Origin of the sequence: Thermococcus celericrescens (assembly GCF_001484195.1) — an archaeon.
In the GTDB taxonomy this organism is placed as follows: domain Archaea; phylum Methanobacteriota_B; class Thermococci; order Thermococcales; family Thermococcaceae; genus Thermococcus; species Thermococcus celericrescens.
Genome location: NZ_LLYW01000030.1, coordinates 20,317 through 37,489, shown reverse-complemented (window position 1 = coordinate 37,489; position 17,173 = coordinate 20,317). Strand labels below are relative to the sequence as shown.

The 17,173-nt window shown below is 54.3% G+C and carries 19 protein-coding genes and 1 pseudogene; 14 read left to right on the top strand and 6 right to left on the bottom strand.

What is annotated here, in order from left to right:
- The 7 genes and pseudogenes from APY94_RS12955 to APY94_RS08915 form a co-directional block, all read left to right on the top strand.
- A pseudogene (locus APY94_RS12955) lies at positions 1–267 on the top strand (zinc ribbon domain-containing protein); the annotation flags it as partial.
- A gap of 344 nt (positions 268–611) precedes the next feature.
- Entirely contained in the window at positions 612–2,054 is a 1,443-nt protein-coding gene (locus APY94_RS08940) for a bifunctional ADP-dependent NAD(P)H-hydrate dehydratase/NAD(P)H-hydrate epimerase (RefSeq protein ID WP_058939306.1), read from the top strand.
- 9 nt (positions 2,055–2,063) lie between these two features.
- Complete coding sequence (locus APY94_RS08935; protein WP_058939305.1) at positions 2,064–2,708, top strand: hypothetical protein; 645 nt, start codon at positions 2,064–2,066, stop codon at positions 2,706–2,708.
- A gap of 281 nt (positions 2,709–2,989) precedes the next feature.
- A complete protein-coding gene (locus APY94_RS08930) occupies positions 2,990–3,466 on the top strand; it encodes a hypothetical protein (RefSeq protein WP_058939304.1) in 477 nt (158 codons plus the stop codon).
- Between the two features lie 48 nt (positions 3,467–3,514).
- Positions 3,515–3,943, top strand: coding sequence for a hypothetical protein (locus APY94_RS08925; protein ID WP_058939303.1), 429 nt, complete (start codon positions 3,515–3,517; stop codon positions 3,941–3,943).
- Between the two features lie 20 nt (positions 3,944–3,963).
- On the top strand, positions 3,964–4,368 hold the full coding sequence (locus APY94_RS08920) for a hypothetical protein (protein ID WP_058939302.1): 405 nt from the start codon (positions 3,964–3,966) through the stop codon (positions 4,366–4,368).
- 20 nt (positions 4,369–4,388) lie between these two features.
- On the top strand, positions 4,389–4,748 hold the full coding sequence (locus APY94_RS08915; protein ID WP_058939301.1) for a hypothetical protein: 360 nt from the start codon (positions 4,389–4,391) through the stop codon (positions 4,746–4,748).
- 40 nt (positions 4,749–4,788) lie between these two features.
- On the opposite strand, the gene APY94_RS08910 is transcribed toward APY94_RS08915, so the two are convergent.
- The 5 genes from APY94_RS08910 to APY94_RS08890 form a co-directional block, all read right to left on the bottom strand.
- A complete protein-coding gene (locus APY94_RS08910; RefSeq protein WP_058939300.1) occupies positions 4,789–6,162 on the bottom strand; it encodes an alpha-amylase in 1,374 nt (457 codons plus the stop codon).
- Between the two features lie 142 nt (positions 6,163–6,304).
- Positions 6,305–7,618, bottom strand: a complete 1,314-nt coding sequence (locus tag APY94_RS08905) for an RNA-guided endonuclease InsQ/TnpB family protein (protein WP_058939299.1) — start codon at positions 7,616–7,618, stop codon at positions 6,305–6,307.
- Positions 7,619–7,833: 215 nt separating this feature from the next.
- On the bottom strand, positions 7,834–8,394 hold the full coding sequence (locus tag APY94_RS08900) for a winged helix-turn-helix domain-containing protein (protein WP_058939298.1): 561 nt from the start codon (positions 8,392–8,394) through the stop codon (positions 7,834–7,836).
- Positions 8,395–8,700 carry a DUF211 domain-containing protein gene (locus tag APY94_RS08895; RefSeq protein ID WP_058939297.1) on the bottom strand — a complete coding sequence of 102 codons (306 nt, stop codon included), beginning with the start codon at positions 8,698–8,700 and terminating at the stop codon, positions 8,395–8,397. It lies immediately after the preceding gene.
- A 24-nt stretch (positions 8,701–8,724) separates the two neighbouring features.
- Positions 8,725–9,300, bottom strand: a complete 576-nt coding sequence (locus APY94_RS08890) for a helix-turn-helix domain-containing protein (protein ID WP_058939296.1) — start codon at positions 9,298–9,300, stop codon at positions 8,725–8,727.
- Positions 9,301–9,503: 203 nt separating this feature from the next.
- Between APY94_RS08890 and APY94_RS08885 the strand changes: the two genes are divergently transcribed.
- The 7 genes from APY94_RS08885 to APY94_RS08860 all read left to right on the top strand — a co-directional run bounded on the left by APY94_RS08885 (position 9,504) and on the right by APY94_RS08860 (position 16,037).
- Complete coding sequence (locus APY94_RS08885; protein WP_058939295.1) at positions 9,504–10,913, top strand: acetate--CoA ligase family protein; 1,410 nt, start codon at positions 9,504–9,506, stop codon at positions 10,911–10,913.
- A gap of 120 nt (positions 10,914–11,033) precedes the next feature.
- Complete coding sequence (locus APY94_RS08880) at positions 11,034–12,188, top strand: tryptophan--tRNA ligase (RefSeq protein ID WP_058939294.1); 1,155 nt, start codon at positions 11,034–11,036, stop codon at positions 12,186–12,188.
- 172 nt (positions 12,189–12,360) lie between these two features.
- Complete coding sequence (locus APY94_RS08875) at positions 12,361–13,038, top strand: fumarylacetoacetate hydrolase family protein (RefSeq protein WP_058939293.1); 678 nt, start codon at positions 12,361–12,363, stop codon at positions 13,036–13,038.
- Between the two features lie 45 nt (positions 13,039–13,083).
- Positions 13,084–13,422, top strand: a complete 339-nt coding sequence (locus tag APY94_RS08870; protein ID WP_058939292.1) for a hypothetical protein — start codon at positions 13,084–13,086, stop codon at positions 13,420–13,422.
- Between the two features lie 341 nt (positions 13,423–13,763).
- On the top strand, positions 13,764–14,933 hold the full coding sequence (locus APY94_RS13890; protein WP_281176031.1) for an OPT/YSL family transporter: 1,170 nt from the start codon (positions 13,764–13,766) through the stop codon (positions 14,931–14,933).
- Positions 14,930–15,514, top strand: a complete 585-nt coding sequence (locus tag APY94_RS13885; RefSeq protein ID WP_281176030.1) for an OPT/YSL family transporter — start codon at positions 14,930–14,932, stop codon at positions 15,512–15,514. Before APY94_RS13890 ends, APY94_RS13885 begins: the two co-directional genes overlap by 4 nt.
- A gap of 4 nt (positions 15,515–15,518) precedes the next feature.
- The gene (locus APY94_RS08860; protein ID WP_245610449.1) at positions 15,519–16,037 is read left to right on the top strand and encodes a cell division protein; all 519 of its coding nucleotides are present in this window, start codon (positions 15,519–15,521) and stop codon (positions 16,035–16,037) included.
- Between the two features lie 24 nt (positions 16,038–16,061).
- Here the strand turns inward: APY94_RS08860 and trm14 are convergent, their stop codons facing one another.
- On the bottom strand, positions 16,062–17,159 hold the full coding sequence (gene trm14 / locus APY94_RS08855) for a tRNA (guanine(6)-N2)-methyltransferase (protein ID WP_058939290.1): 1,098 nt from the start codon (positions 17,157–17,159) through the stop codon (positions 16,062–16,064).
- Between the last annotated feature and the right edge of the window lie 14 nt (positions 17,160–17,173).

Genomic DNA, 17,173 nt, shown 5'->3' with positions numbered 1-17,173 from the left:
CCCGTCTGCGGGAGGCCTCACGAGGGGGCTCGCTTCCTTCGTGGTTTGTTTAAGTGTCCCGAGACGGGGCTTGTCTTCAATTCAGACTTGGTTGGGGCGTTTAATATTTTGAAGAGGGCTGTGGGAACGATAACCCTGAACTTGGGCGGTTTGTACGCTCAAGGGAGGGGTAATTGGGGGAAGACCGGGCCGGAGGGGTCGAAGACCCGCTTTTTAGTGGGTTTGAATGAGACCCCTCAAACCTCTCCGCCCTTAGCGAGGGGTTAGGCAAACCCCCGCCCTTCACGACGGGAAGGAGGTCAGGTTGCACTTGCGATCGTCTTTGAGTTTCCATCTGCAGTCGTGGGGCTTCTCATATGTGGTCAGACGTTTGGATATCCTCAATATCCTTGGATGGGCGTTCTTGTGGTATTTGCCGGTGGTCTTGATCGGTGTCTTTTCGTCTGGTAGATGTAACATAGGTATAGGAAAGTGCCCAGCTGATCATAAACAGAAAGCCAAGGTTGGCCTTGATGGTCATCGGTACCACAGAAGTTATTACGCCTTTGAGTACAAAGGTCTTGCGATGACCTTTTATTTTAATCTTAGACAAAGTTTCTCGGGTGGTGATGGTGAGGATCGAGGACGTTTACATCTGGGACATAAACGCCAAGTGGCTCGGGATTACTCCTTACCAGCTCATGGAGAACGCCGGCTCAGGCGTTGCCAGGACGATTGAAGAGCGCTTTGGAAAGGGGCTCAAAATTGCAGTCTTCTCCGGGACTGGGAACAACGGCGGCGACGGCTTTGTGGCGGCCAGACACCTCAGCTTCGAGAACGATGTCACGCTCTTCCTCGTGGGGGATGAGGCGAAGATAAGGAGCGAGGAAGCCAGGCACAACTGGGAGATACTCAAGGGCCTCGACTTCGTGAAAATCAAGGTTCTCAAGGATTCCGCCTACATAAAGTCCCTCGACCTGAGCGCTTACGACGTTATCGTTGATGCCCTTCTTGGGGCCGGCACAAGGGGCGAGCCGCGCGAGCCGATACGCTCCGCGATAGAGAAGATTAACGAATACGCCGGAAAGGCCAAGGTAGTCAGCATTGATCTTCCGAGCGGCTACCCAAGCGGGGTTCGCGTTAAAGCGGACTTCGCGGTGACCTTCCAGTGGGACAAGGAAGAGTACGACGGCTTTGAGAGGGTAATAGTCAAAATCGGCTATCCAAAGGAGCTCTATCACCTCGTTGGCCCAGGTGATGCAAAGTTCGCACTCAGGAAGAAGGGCGAGCACAAGGGCCAGAACGGCAAACTGCTCGTTATCGGCGGCAGCGGGGACTACTACGGTGCCCCCTACCTCGCTTCCAAGGCCGCGAGCTATCTCGTTGACCTCGTTTACCTGGCGATGCCCTCTGAACCGGCAATGAGGATAAGCGACCTCGATTTAATCCTCAGGCCTATTGGGGGAAGGAACTTCTCGCCTGGACACGTTCATGAACTCCTGAGCATAGCTGAAAAGGCCGACGCCGTCGTCATCGGCCCGGGAATCGGACTCACTGAGGAGACGAAGGAATTCGTGAGGGAATTTGTAAAGCGCTGCGAAAAGCCGATGGTCATAGATGCCGACGGTCTAAAGGCGGTGGCCGAGGATTTGAGCGTTCTCAATGGAAAGACCTTTGTCTTAACTCCCCACGCCGGCGAATTCGGGGTTCTCTTTGGCGTGAAGCCCGAGAGTTTGTTCATAGAGAAGGCGGAGGTTGTGGGGGAGAAGGCCGGCGAGGTTGGCGGCGTTATCCTGCTCAAGGGGGCCTACGACGTCATCAGCGACGGAAAAACCTGGAAGTGCAACAGAACAGGGAACAGAGGCATGACCACTGGTGGGACCGGGGACGTTTTAGCGGGCCTCGTTGGCGCTCTGCTCGCACTCGGCAACGAACCGTTGAGGGCCGCTTCCGCTGGAGCCTTCCTCAACGGCCTCGCCGGGGATATGGTGAAGGAGGAGCTCGGCGAGAACTTCACCGCTTTGGAGGTTGCGAAGAAAGTGCCGCACGCGGTTAGGTGGGTGATGGAGTTCTGAGGTGGTACGATGGCCGGCCGCCTTTTGAAGGCCTTCCTTTTTCTTGCCGTTGTCTCCCTGGCTCTGGTTTCCTTTCTTATCTTCTTTTCAGGGGAGAAGTACCGGTTGGAGGTCGAGACCCACTTCGGCTCTCCAGTGGAGTTTGAGGGTGCGGAGCTTATGGCAGGCTATCCCAACGGGGTTACCCACGTGGCGCTCTTCAAGTTCAGGCGCTCCGGCGGAGGTGGAAGGGACTTTCGGCTCGTGAAGGCCTTTGACCTTCCCGTCGATTACGTGGTGGCGGAGATACGCGACGGAGATGTGCTCTACTGCAGGGCGGTCTTTGAGGACGGACGCTTCGTCCTCGACGACGGGCACTGCTTCCCGACCCTTGAAGACGCCCTGCGGCGGAGGATAACCCTGAGTTCCTGCATCAATGGCACTTACCTTGGCTACAAAATTGAAAGGAACTCCATCGTTTACTTTCTCTTCCAGGCTTCAAACGAGACAACCTGCGTGAACGAGAGCGTTGAAATCCTTGGAAGAACGTGGGGGATTTTCGCGGAGATCACGGGCAAAAACGGGACTCTCCTGTGCACCCTGGAAGTCGTTAACGGGACATACCTCACCGACGAGGTTGTTATGGTAAAGGAAGAGTGGTGCGGGTTGAGCTGAGGGACTTATTTGGGTTCTCTTTTAACTCAATATTGTTTCATCAAATGGGGCCATTTGAAGACAGTTAAAATCTTTTTCTGTTTTGATTGTAAATTACTACTAAAAAGAAAAACTTTTAAGGACTTGGATTTGATATCCAGATGAAAACCCTTAGAGGTGAATCACTTGAAGTGGCGTCCATTGGTGGCAGTCCTCCTGGGACTGCTCCTGCTTGGAGTGACGGCAGGGAGTCATTGGGGATAATGGTTCTATGGTGTTAAACCGGGTATGGAGGCTTCAAGATGAAAGTGAACGAATCGAACTTTAGGGAGATACTGTTCGTGGACAATTGGGTTAGGGGATTTGTGGCATTTGTGGGTCTTGGCTTTCTATTTGGTGCGTTCGCAGTCGCAGGCTCTTTCTGGAGGGTGGTTAAGTTTGTCTTGGTCCTTTTTCCACTTCTCTCAGTGTTACAGTACTTTACACTTTACCGTTCTGTGATCGGCAAAAAGCTCAGGGAAGAGGGCAAAACTGTAGAGGTTGCTATTAAGGAGACAGAGGCTTACGTTGACAGGGGAGTTGTGGAAGTATTCCTTCTATTCCCCATAGTCTATTCTTGGAGCGTGGTTCTTCTACAAATTCAGCATACTCCTTTCAGTACTCTTAGTCCTTCTGAGCGCGGCAATCTTGGCTTATCTTCACGCAAAGTTCATAACACCCATCGACATTTCGAGAGAACCGTGGAAAATCTCAAAACGCATTTCACGATATGTTCGTGATTTGAAATGTAAAACTTCTAGATAAAACCTCAGATTCGGGGGAGCATTATGAGGGGGTACATTCACAACAGAAAGTTCATCCATAATTTTCTTACACGGTTGGTTGCGGCGGAGGTATTGGTGGTGCTCTTTGGAAAGTATGCTCCAGAAGTGGGTGTTAAGTATGGCATCCTATGGTTGCTTGCAATGACTCCCATCATTCTTTCTTTTTACCGTGATGAGTGGCAAACGCTGTCGAAGGTGTATCCTCCAAGAGAAGCCGACAGAATAGCCAACAATCTCCTGGCCGCGCGATATATGATAGGTTTCATACCAATAACTGCCGCAATACTGGGAAGATGGTTTGATGGAAACCTCATACTCCTTGGCTTGGCAGGCTTTCTCTTTGCACTGCTGGCGGCAAAGCTCCTCACCGATGCTGGTTATCCCTTCAGCAAAGAGGAAAAAGAGAGGATATTCAAAGTGGAATCTATCTAACAGTGCTAACGGTGGTGAAAATGAAGCTCTACGGAACTGAGGTTCCTTCCATCTTATTTTTCCGCTGGTGGATTGCCGAGCTGGTTTTAGCACTCCTTGGTGGTTACTTCGGGAGTGAGGGGTTTTATCCGGAGGCCCTTCTTATTACTGGTTTCTTCTGGCTGGCTTCTTCAACTTTAGAATGGCTCATGTGCTCCGCCTACAGGGATTCTGAGTACTGCTCGCTGGAGAGCAGGCTGTGGTTCGTGTTCTCCGGGGTGGTTCCGGCGTCTAACATCTTCGTGTGGGTTTTCAGGTTTTATCCGTACTCCACCGCGGTAATCTCGCTCCTCTGGACGCTACTGCTCTTCAGGGTTGGCTGGCGTTGGGGGCTAAAGAAACGCTCGGCCTTGTGGATAATAGATAGGACGGGTCACAAATACTAAAAAACGACGGGTGATGAAAAATGGTATCCAAAAATGTGGTTAGGACGATGATGTCGGTTCCGGTCGTTATCCTTGCAGTCAGGGGGTTCTCCCCTGAGACAATGCTCGTTCTGGTCTTTCTCTGGGTTGCGGGTGTTATCCTCCCCCGCGCCTGGGAGTTCCGGAACGGGAAACTGGACAGGGCCTTTTTACTCCGGAACGTCCTTCTGTATACTGCTTTAGTGGTTCTTGTTGGGGCGGAGTACTCCCTCCTTGAGGGGAATGTTCATGGCGTTTCTAAGGAAATGATGATGTTCTTCACGGCCTGGCTTCTCAGTGGGATTTTTGAGTTTCTCTGGCCCGGATTCGCGAGAAAGGGAGCCAATCAAGTGTCGTCGTAAACAGAAACGGGAAGAATGGAAACAACTGGAGTGGGAGACTTCAGCCCACCCCACAGTAGCTCCAGACGGAGTAGCCGTACCCGCCGTTGGCCGGGTCGTGGGCAGGAGCCTCGAGATAGACCCAGCCGTTTGAGTCCACCCACTTGTCAACCCAGCCGCCGAGGTTGCCGGTGTATTCGTGTATGCACGAACCGGCGAACTTCGGAACGTAGACCCACCTTCCGGCCTTGCTTGAGCCGAGGTTGATGTAGGCTATCAGCCCCGGCTTGCTCCCGTAGCCGTTCCTGACGAAGATGAGCTCATCGTTATCGTAGTAGACTATGTCGGTGCTACCTCCTGCGAGGTTGTCGTGTATCCAGATGAGGTTCTTGAGTTTGTCCTTGTTGAGCCACTCCTCGTAGTCGCGGTAGAATATTGTCGGCTGTCCCTCGTAGGTGAGAATGAACGCGTAGGCCGGGTACTTGTTCCAGATTATGTCCGTGTCGTGGTTGGCGACGAAGGTCACCGCCTTGAACGGGTCGCGGCTGACTACGGTCTGGCCGTTCCTGAGGGCATCGACGAGGGCGGGGATGTTGTTGTTATCGAAGGCCTCGTCCATCTTGTAGTAAAGGGCGAAGTCAAAGACCTTGGCGCCGCTGGAGTAGGCCCAGTTGAGGAGGGCATCAACGTTGGTATCCCAGTATTCTCCTACGGCCCAGCCTCCCCACCAGTTCAGCCAGTCTTTGACCACCCACGCTCCGTAGCCCTTGACGTAGTCGAAGCGCCATGCATCAACGCCGATGCTCCGGAGGTAGGCGGCATAGCTTTCGTTGCTGGCCCAGAGCCAGTACTGGTCCCAGCTCTTGTCGTGGCATATGTCCGGATAGCCGCCAAAGGTTCCGGAATCGCCCGCGTGAAGCTCGTTCGGGTGGAAGTCGAGGTAGTTGGCGGTGTACTTGCCGGAGGCAACCCCCGAGAAGTCCGTCCATGTGTAGTCCCCGACGAAGGGGTTCCACTCGAGGTCTCCGCCCGCGCGGTGGTTTATGACGATGTCCGCTATGACCTTTATGCCGTAGGCGTGGGCCGTGTTTATCATGTTCACAAGCTCTCCCTTCGAGCCGAAGCGGGTCTCAACGGTTCCCTTCTGGTAGTACTCGCCGAGGTCGAAGAAGTCGTAGGGGTCGTAGCCTATAGAATAGCCGCCGCTCATGCCCTTGCTCGCGGGGGGAATCCATATTGCCGAAATCCCGGCACTCGCCCAGTCTGGTATCTTCTGGGCTATGGTGTCCCACCAGATTCCTCCACCTGGGACGTCCCAGTAGAAGGCCTGCATTATGACGCCGCCGTTTTCAAGGGTTTCCGCCTTTGCCGGAACTGCCGAGGCGCTGAGAAAGACCAGAAGTACTAGAATTGCCACCAACACCTTTCTGGCCATGGCAATCACCACCAGATGGTCAGAATATATCACCGATGGTGAAATATTTAAACTTTGCCACTATTGTTCATTGTAGGACGTAAAAGAACACCGGGTGGATGATGACCTCCTCCTCGGCCTGAAGGGCGAGGGTTCCAACGAGTTAACCCCTCGCTAATGGCGGGGAGGTTCGAGGGGTAATCCTCATCACCCCTTTTGAAGGGGGTTCGGAGAACCCCTCCGGGAGGGCCTTCCCCCAATTACCCCTACCCGCCGTCAAACCCGACAGGCTCGGGGTTATGGTTTTCACAACCTTCCTCAAAATATTAAACGCTCCAACCAAATCCGCATTCAAGACAACGCCCTCTCCACGGCACTTAAACAAACCCCTGAAAATCCTCCCATCAGGATGGCGTTGGCCGCAGAGGGGACAAAACTGAGAAGTAAAAGCCTCATTAACAAGCAAAACCTGAATACCATACTCCTCAGCCACTTCCTTCAAGCGTTTGATAACATAATTGAACCGCCAAACGTGGGAGAGGAGAAAATTCTGCTTTTTACCATTATCAGAGTTTCTGGCAATTCCTTTGGGATAACCAACAACAATCCTCGAAACTCCAAGGTGATACAGCCTCTCGACAGTCTGCCTGACTGCCGTGTTAATGTAGTGCTTGGCTTGGAGCTTAGCCTTCTCGTGCATTCTTTTGAGTTTCATACTCTTTTTCGCGCCGCTTTTGTTGAGTTTTGACTGATACTCGGCTATTCTCCTCCGCCAGTAGAAGGCTATGCTCTTTAAGGGCCTGCCGTTCACGAGGAAGCTTTCACCGCTCTCAACGTAGACCGCCATTAAATTGTTCACTCCCAAATCAATGCCAGTAGAGAGGTTTCCCAATGGTTCTCTTGGGACTTCAACCCACTCGCCGTTGATTAGTTTTTCTTCCACCGTGATGTTGATGTGAGCGTACCATTTTCTTTTAACGGGATCATACTGTATCTCAAGCCGTCCCTGTTTCCCCTTAAGGTAAATTCTTCCCTTGAATTGAATCCTCAGTCTTTCAAACTTCCCGAGGCGCCTCAACTCAATAACGTTCCCGTCAACCCTGTACTGGTCGTTCCGGAGGGAAATTATGAAGACTTTCTTACCGTTTTCTTCTCTAACAAAGCCGGGAGGTTTTGGTCTGAACCACTCCGGCAATCCTCCACTCTTTTTCTTCTTGTTGAGTTGGAAGAATGAACGCCAGCTTTCGGCGTTTTTTCTGGCTAATTGCTGGACTGTCGAGCCGCCAATCCAGTTTTTGAACTCGTGGTAAGCTTTATTTTCCGTCCCGTTAAAATCAATCTTGCCGAATTCTTTGAATTGTTTTAAACGCTGGTAATTGAGCCTGTTCCAGATTACTGCGGTAGCATGAGCTAACTCGGAGAGGATTTTCTCCTGCTCTTTTGAGGGCTGGAGTTTGACCGTTACCGAGCGCTTCATCTCAAAGCATGGTATGACTCTTAGGCTTTAAAAGAGTGTTGCTTTCCCGCTTAAGGGCTAGCTGGGTGGTTGTTCGTACCCCGCCCCAAAGGACGAGGCTTGTTGAAAGAAAAATGTCAGAAATGAAACATCCCGTTTCAACATTGAGTTTTTCTCTCCGTGAGCTAGCCCTTTAGGGAGGGCCAGTTGAAAGAGAAAGGGCAGGATAACAAGGCTTAGTCATCTTCAATCATCTGTCGGGCCTCTTGGGCCTTTCCGCACAGCTCGCAGCTCTGCATGAAGACAAGCATGTTGAGGAGGTGGAAGAGCTCTATCTCGGTTAGCTCGATGTTGGCTTGGGATATTCTCTTAAGAATCGACTGAGAATTAATCTCTATTTCGTCCAGAACCTCCTTGGCAAGTTTTACCAGCTTCTCTCTGTTTTTTATCTTAAACCCTGCCTTCTCGAGGATCTGGACGAGCTTCTCCGCCTCGACCTGGAGGTAAGCCTGTCTGAACTTCTCTACGCTCTCGTCTGGGTCTGCCTTGATGAGGTACAATCTCGCGGTTCTGGAGTAAACCCTTTCGTTTCCTTGGACTTCAAGCTCCTCCACGAGACCTGCGTTTTCCAGCATCTTTATGTGTCTGTATATGGTCGTTCTGTCCTTTCCGAGGATATCGCTGAGTTCGTTGACTGTCATTGGGCGATCCCTTAGGAGTTGTAGGATTTTGAGTCTGGTCCCTTCCGAGAGCACCTTCACCTTCTCGGGCTCTGTGATTATCAAAACTTCCCTCACTCAGTACTCCTCCAGCTTGTCCTGGGGGGTTTCTCCCTCCTCAACGATCTTCCTACCCGCCGCAACCATGTCTATGCTGTGCACCACGCCGCCGAACTCCTCTATCGTCCTGACTATCTCGTCGTAGTCGAGGTTGTCGCCGGCCATCGTTATCTTGACGTTCTCCGTCTCCTTGTCTATCTCGACGAGAGTTATGTTGACCCCATCGACCCCGTCGAGCTCGCTGAGTCCGAGCGCCAGCTCCGTCACCATCGGCTGGTGCGGTTTAAGCACGTCCAGAACCAGTAACCTTATCCCCTTTGCCATATCCCATCGCTTCCCCTTTGGGAGTTATTTTTTAAGTATTTCTCCCAGCTTCTTCAAGAGCGTCAGGGTCTCCTCGTCGCGGCCCATTCTGGCCATGGCCAGCCACTCGATGGCGTGGATGATATCCTCGTTGGAGAAGTCTTTGAGCGCCTCTTCGTTGGCCTCGATCTCTTTGGATATCTCCGTTTTGTACTCATGCTCTTTCTTGAGAAGCTCATCCATCGTGTTGAGGAGCCCCTCGTCATCGAACTCGTATCCAAGGGCCTTGAATATCTCCAGCTTTATCTTGAGCCTTGAGCGGGCGAAGTAGCGGAGCTCCTCGTCTCCGAGGTACATGTTGATGTAGAAGGCATCGGCCGTTCTTCCGTAGTACTTCTCCACCAGGTTGCCTTTCATCTCCGTCCTCTTGACCTCGACTAAGCCGGCTTCCTTGAGTTTCTCGATGTGGTGGTATATCGTCTGGGGCGTCTTCCCCAGTATCTCGCTCAGCTGAGAGATGGTCATCTCCTTGTTGCGGAGCAGTCCGAGGATCCTTCTCCTCGTGTCCTCAAGCATCAGCTTTATAACTTCCGGGTCCGTTATGACCTTCACTTTCGCCATTTCCACCACCCAATTTAAACGTTCTAATGCTTCTTTTAACGTTATGGCATATAACCCTTTTGCTTTCTGCGGTAGCTTTATATACGTAAAGGCCCTGGTTCATTAGGGCCACTGCTGGACAAAATATCCACCTTCCCGGATGTACCCATCTGGGGAGGAAGGCTTAAATATGGGCTCCCGAAAAACCTTCGGAGGTGGACAAGATGGAGGCACCAAAGCTCGATTTCCTGTTTTATCCGAAGAGCGTCGCGGTCATCGGGGCGTCAAACGTCCCCGGAAAGATAGGAAACTCGATAATGCGCTCGATAACGCTCAAATTCGATGGAAAGGTCTACGCAGTCAACGTCAAGGGCGGCGAGGTCGAGGTCAACGGGAAGAAGTTCCAGGTTTACAGGAGCATTAAGGAGATACCCGACGATGTCGACGTCGCTGTCATAGCGGTTCCGGCGAAGTTCGTCCCCGACGTCATAGACGAGTGCGGCGAGAAGGGGGTTAAGAGCGCCGTCGTCATCTCTGCCGGTTTCAAGGAGGCCGGAAGGGCCGAGCTTGAGGAGGAGCTTGTTAAGCGCGCCAGAAAGTGGGGAATAAGGCTCGTCGGTCCGAACTGTCTCGGCGTGACGAACCTCGAGAACGGCTTCGACTGCAACTTCAACCCGCCGGAGAGACAGGCGAGGCCGCCCTTCGGAAAGGTCGCCTTCATGAGCCAGAGCGGTGCCTTCGGTGCTGCAATCCTCGACTGGGCCGCCAGCCACAAGATAGGAATGAGCAAGTTCATCAGCCTCGGAAACATGGCCGACCTCGACGAGAGCGACTTCATGGCCTACCTCGGCGACGACCCGAAAACCGGAGTCATCACCGGCTACATAGAGGGCGTCAAGGACGGAAGGAAGTTCTTCAACACGGCCAAAGAGGTAACCCTCAAGAAGCCCGTCGTCATACTCAAGAGCGGTAGAACTGAGGCCGGCGCCAAGGCCGCAGCTTCCCACACAGGCTCTCTGGCAGGCTCCTTCAAGATATACGAGGCCGCCTTTGAGCAGACCGGCGTTCTGAGCGCCAAGAGCATGCGCCAGCTCTTCAACTACGCGAAGGCCTTGGCGATGCAGAAGCCGGCGAAGGGCAACAGGGTTGCGATAGTCACCAACGGCGGCGGTGCTGGAGTCATGATGAGCGACGGCCTGCTCGAGAGGGGAATGAAGCTTGCCGAGCTGAGCGAAGAAACTAATGAGCGCTTTAGGAAAGACATCGAGGAAGGCAAGCTCCCGCACCACATGAGCTACAGGAACCCGATAGACGTCATCGGCGACGCCCCGTCGAGCAGGTACGAGATAGCCATGCGCTACGCGCTGGAGGATGAAAACGTTGACGTCCTCGTCGTCATAGCGCTCTTCCAGAGCCCGGCCCTCGACGAGGGAATCGTCGAGGCGATGGCCAGGATGCAGGAGTACGGCAAGCCGATAGTCTTCGTCGCCCCCGGTGGGACTTATCCGCACAAGATGGCCAGGAACATCGAGCTCAAGGGCGTTCCCGTTTATGAGACGGTCGAGGACGGCGTCGATGCTGTCTACGCCCTCGTCAAGTACGGCGAGTGGCTGAGGGAGAATGGAAAACTTTAAATTCCCTTCTTCCCTTTCTCTTCCCATGCCAGGTGATTGCTTTTGGCCCTGGTGAAGCCGACCTCTTCTTGACCGTCTTAGTTTGGAGTTTCGTTTCCACTGGAGATGGAGGTGCTTTGAATGGACGACTTTAAGGTCACCCCATGGGACGTTGAGGGTGTGGTAGACTACGCGAAGCTTATAGTCGAGTTCGGAACCAGTCCGCTAACGGACGAGCTTATAGAGAAGACCGCGGAGCTTACGAAGAGCGAACTTCCAATATTCTTCAGAAGGAAGTTCTTCTTCTCCCATAGGGACTACGATAAGGTTCTTGCCGACTACGAAACGGGGAAGGGCTTCTTCCTCTATACCGGCAGGGGGCCGAGCGGACCCATGCACATTGGCCACATCATACCGTTCTACGCCACCAAATGGCTCCAGGAGAGCTTTGACGTCAATCTCTACATCCAGATAACGGACGACGAGAAGTTCCTGTTCAAGGAGAAGCTCACCTTCGACGACACGAAGAGATGGGCCTACGACAACATCCTCGACATCATAGCGGTTGGCTTCGACCCGGATAAAACATTCATCTTCCAGGACAGCGAGTTCACTAAGATATACGAGATGGCCATTCCGATAGCCAAGAAGATAAACTACTCGATGGCCCGCGCGGTGTTCGGTTTCACCGACCAGAGCAAGATTGGGATGATTTTCTACCCGGCCATACAGGCGGCACCGACGTTCTTCGAAAAGAAGCGCTGTCTGATTCCCGCGGCAATAGACCAGGACCCCTACTGGAGGCTCCAGAGGGACTTCGCGGAAAGCCTAGGCTACTACAAGACAGCAGCCATACACAGCAAGTTCGTGCCGGGTTTAACCAGCCTCAGCGGAAAGATGAGCGCGAGCAAGCCAGAGACGGCCGTCTACCTCACGGATGACCCCGAAGAGGCGGGCAAGAAGATATGGAAGTACGCCCTCACCGGCGGAAGGGCCACCGCGAAGGAGCAGCGCGAGAAGGGAGGAGAACCCGAGAAGTGCGTCGTCTTCAAGTGGTTCGAGATATTCTTCGAGCCGGACGACAAGAAGCTCATGGAGCGCTATCACGCGTGCAAAAGTGGCGAGCTCCTCTGCGGCCAGTGCAAGCGCGAGCTGATTGAGCGCGTCCAGAAGTTCCTCAAGGAGCACCAGAAGAAGCGCAAGGAGGCCGAGAAAAAGGTCGAGAAGTTCAAGTACACCGGCGAACTGGCGAGGGAGCAGTGGGATAAGTCCATTCCGGAGCCGCTGAGGGGCTGAGCTGGATTTTTAGTTCGTTCCCTCAAAACTTTTTTATACTTCCCGATGTTAACTTTTACATTTTTCTTTTGAAAGCCTCGCCCTTCGGGGTGGGGAGGAGGTCAGGAACTTGGGGTTCTTCCTGCGGCACTCCTTTTATTAAGGGGTTCGGTTTAGTTTGACCGGTGGTGGCATGGTCAGGCTTCCGTATATGGACGGCTTCTACGAGCTGAGGCCGAGCAAGATAGTTGCCCTCGCCAAAAACTACGCCGAGCATGCGAAGGAGATGGAGAGCGACGTTCCGGAAAGACCAGTCTTCTTCCTCAAGCCTCCAAGCGCCCTCATCGGTCCCGGCGAGCCTATAATCCTGCCCAGAATGAGCAAGAGAGTAGACCACGAAGTCGAGCTTGCCGTCATAATCGGAAGGAGGGCCAGGCGCGTGCCGAGGGAAAAGGCCATGGACTACGTGCTCGGCTACACGATACTCCTTGACATAACCGCTCGCGACCTTCAGGCCGAGGCAAGGGAGAGGGGCCTTCCCTGGAGCATGGCTAAGGGCTTCGACACCTTTGCCCCGGTCGGTCCGAGGGTGGTTGATAAGCGAGAGCTTAACATCGAGGACCTAGAGATAGGTCTCAAGGTGAACGGCCAGCTCAGACAGCTCGGACGGACGAGCGAGATGGTCTTCAAGGTCCCGGAGCTGATAGAGTACATAAGCTCGGTGATGACCCTCGAACCCGGGGACATAATAGCGACCGGAACTCCCGCTGGAGTAGGCCCGCTCAGGCACGGGGACAGGGTTGAGGCGTGGATAGAGGGAATTGGAAGGGTCGAGTTCGATGTTCTGGCCGAGGGTTCGATACTCTGCTGAGAAACTTTTTTAAGTTTTTAATCTTTAACTGTCTTCGGTGGTGTCATGAAGCCCGTCCGTTGGCTGGTGGTTGTCGTCCTTGTCCTCTCAATCCTGATTGCGGGCTGTCTCGACAACAACTTCGTCTACACCAGGGGAAAGAGCGTTCCAGCCGGGGAGAGCAGAGAGTGGCCCTTCAGGGGTCCGGCGAATCTGACGGTTGAGATAAGCTCCAGCGTTCCCATTGAGGTGAAGGTTGTCTCCTCCGACGGGACCGTGCTGAGGGATTTTGGAACCGTCAGGGAAGTGAATGCGGTCGTTGAACTTCCGAAGGGCAGGTGGAAGGTCGTGGTGAGGAACCCCGGCAAAGAGACCGCGGTCATTGACGTGACCATTAAGGTCTGAGCCTTCGTTTTTCCCAGAACTTTTCCTAAATCGCTTCAGCATTTTCAAGTTTCAACTAACCGTCGTTCGGCGGATTAAACGGCACATTAAACACCCTTCGAGCCTTCAATGTCGTAATGTGCGTTGGTGTCCACTTGTCCATCTTCCTGATGAATTTTTATTCATGCTGAGACTAAAAACGGCATAAAAGTCTGTTTTAACTCGTTTTTGGTTTTAAATCCGCGTTCTTGGCATTTACAGGTCTGAAAAACTTTATATTACCAAACGGGCCAATCTCCAAGGAATGCACATTCCTAAAGAACGTGGACATGAATGCTCATAACTGTGCAGGGGGTTGGGAGATGGCGGATGCCAACTGGAAGGTTGGAGACGCGAGCTGGAAGCGTAAGGATTCGGACGAGACCTACCGCGAAGTGACGCCCGCTGCTATAATACTGGGTGTCATCTGGGGCGCCTTCATGGCCGCCAGCTTCACCTACGCGGGAATGATAATGGGCTTCACCTCCGGCGGTTCGGCGATAGCTGCCATCGTCGGCTGGGGAGTCCTCAGGGGAATCCTCAAGAAGGGAACCGTCGTTGAGAACAACATCGTCCAGACCATAGCCTCTGCCGTCAACATCTCCGTTTCGGGAGTCATCTTCACCATCCCGGCGCTCTACATCATGGGACTCCACGAGGAGATAAACACCACGTACTTCTTCCTCGCCACAGCAGCCGGAGCTATACTGGGAATCACCTTCATAATCCCGCTGAGGAAGCAGATGATCGAGATCGACAGGCTTCGCTTCCCGACCGGAACGGCCGTCGCTACCGTCCTCAAGACCCCGGGAAGCGGAATCGAGAAGGCCAGACTGCTCTTCCTCGGCATGGCCGTCAGCGCGGCCGTCTATCTAGTCCAGCAGTTCCCGGTGCTCGGCCTTCCGGAGATAATCCCCGAGTACATTGACCTTGGAGCCATACTCCACCTCCCCGAGTGGGTCAGCCTGGCCATGGCCCTCTCGCTGATGGTCTTCGGAATGGGCCTCATCACCGGAAGGAACGGCCTCATAGTCCTCGCCGGTGGAATACTCTCATACTACATCATCACGCCCATAGTTAAGACCCTCGGCTGGCTCCCGAGCGACGTCACCGGTGGAGCGATTAGCGGCTTCGTCTACGCCAACATGACCAGGCCGCTCGGTATCGGAATGCTCCTCGGCGGCTCGATAGCGGGCCTCATACTCTCGATGCCCGTCATTATAGTCGCCCTTAAGAGCATAGCCAACGCGAGCAAGCTCGGAACCGGCAGGAACGAGGAGCTCCCGATAAAGTACCTCTACGCCGGAATAGCCTTGGCCTTCCTCCTCCTGCTGATAACCACCTACCAGCTCGGCGGCCTCGGTATCGGCAGGAGCCTGCTCACGGCACTCGTCGGTGTCGCCTGGATATTCGTCGCCTCGCTGCTCGTTGCCATGTCCACCGGAATGACCGACTGGAGCCCTGTCTCCGGCCTCTCCCTCGTGTCGTCATGATACTCCTCTACCTCACCGGCAAGCAGGTGCCGCTGACCATACTCCTCGGAGCCACCGTCGGTGTCGCCATCTCCGGCGCCGCCGACATGATGCAGGACCTCAAGACCGGCCACCTCGTTGGCGGTATTCCCTCCAGGCAGCAGAAGGTTGAGCTCCTCACCGCCTGGATAGGCCCGATAATAGCCCTCACCGTCGTTGGCCTCATATGGAAGGCCTACGGCATCGGAAACGAGACCGTCCCGGCCCCGCAGGCCATGGCCCTCAAGTCCATGGTCGATGCGATCCTCGGCGGCAACGTCCCGGTGGACAAGTTCATCGCGGGAGGAATCCTCGGCTTCGCCCTCTCCATGAGCGGAATACCGGGACTTGGCGTCCTCGTCGGCCTGTCGATGTACCTGCCGATGCTCTACATCCTGCCCTACGGCCTAGGCTGTATCGTCCACGAGGTGGCGAAGAGGAAGAAGGGCAACGAGTTCATAACCGAGAAGGTGCTCCCGGTCGCGGCCGGACTGATGGTCGGAGAGGCGGCAATGACGCTCCTCTTCGCGGTCCTGACCGTTATGGGAGTGCTCCACCCGTGAGGTGATGGAAATGAAGAAGCTCGTTGGAAACGTCCTGCTCACGGTAGGCCTCGTTGCGGGAGCCATCACCGCCGCCAGGATCCCTCCCATGTGGGGCGGCTTAGCCGCTTCCCTGGTCGTCATGGGGGCGGGCATCTTCCTCAGGCGCCAGGGTGCGAAGGAGGAGCTCCACAGGGCGGCCCAGAGTGGAACCGGAGGCGTCAGGGAGCTTGAGAGGCTCCTCACCGATGCCCTTGGCAGGATCGAGAGGATAATGGACGCCCCGCGCGAGAAGGCCGTTGAAGAACTCACCGGAATCCTCGAGGAGCTCGATGAGTTCGCCGAGAAGGCGCAGCCCCTCAGGATAGAGGGCCTCATGACCTACGGAACCATCATGAGCGTCTTTAGCAGGGGCGAGAGGGCCCTCAACAGGGCCTGGAGTGCCTTCGCAGACGGGTATGAAAACGAGGGAAGGAGATACCTCCGCTACGGCTACGACGACCTCAAGGAGACCCTCAGCGCGGTCAAGGCGCTGAAGGTCTGAGCTCTCTTTCTTTTCTTTCCCTGGCTATTCTATTACGTAGGTGTGTACCATGAGCCCGCCGTGGCCGATGAGGCGGTGGTGCTTGATCTCGAAGCCGTTCTCCTCTATTGCTTTCTCTATCGCCCTCTTCTCCGTCGTTATAAATACACCGCGCTTCTCGAGAACCTTTGAGAGCTCCTGGAAGAAAGCCGAGTAAAGCCCGGGGATCATGCTCTTTCTGCCTATTTTAAGGCCGTAGGGAAGGTTGCTCACCGCGAAGTCCACACTCTCGACGTATTCGCTCAGCTTGGTGGCATCTCCGAGGAGGAACTCTATCCGCTCCAGGACTCCTGCGGAGAGGGCATTCATCTCGGCCCCGCGCAGGTGTTTTCTATACTTCTCCAGGCCGATTATCCGTCCATCGTAGCCCCTCAGGGCCAGCTCTATCGGAATCGTACCGCTCCCACAGAATGGGTCGATGAATGGGCCGCCGTCCGGTTTTGCCAGCTCAATCAGTGCGTTGGCTATGCTGGCCTTTAGGTGCGCCGGGTGGTCGTAAACGCGCCAAGGCCTCTTATGGAGCGAGCTGTCTCCGGTCGTGTCTACCCCGAGGAAGAAAACATCCCCAACCAGCTCTGCCCGGAATATAACAGCCGGGTGGTCGAGGTTGACCTTCGGAGTTCCGAAGCGTTCTAAACGCTCGAATATCGCCTTACCAACGGTCTTCGAGACCTCTATGCTCGTTATCCTGTGCTCCCCCTTCCGGAAGCTCCTCACGGCGAAGCTCTCGCTGGTCTTGATGTACCTTTCCACCGGAAGGGAAGCCACGAAGTCTTCAATCCGCTTGAGGGCTTTTTCCGGCTCCTCCCCATCTATTCCCTCAAACCTCTCGCTCGCTATCTCCAGAATAACCCGGTGGAGGAGCCTGGAGCGTTCGTTCAGGTACGTTGGGACGCTCAGGTCCCGCTTCCTTCCCTTTTCGTCGGTGTAGTAAGCCTCGCCGACCTCGGCAAGAACCCGCCCTTCAACGCCGAGAGGTCTCTCTTCCACACGAAACGGAACTCCAAGTCTGGAGAGCAGGTTCTCAACCTCCCCCTTTGCAAGATCCTCGATTCCCTGTGAAGTGGTGAGCAGGAGTCTCATGATAACGAATGTCT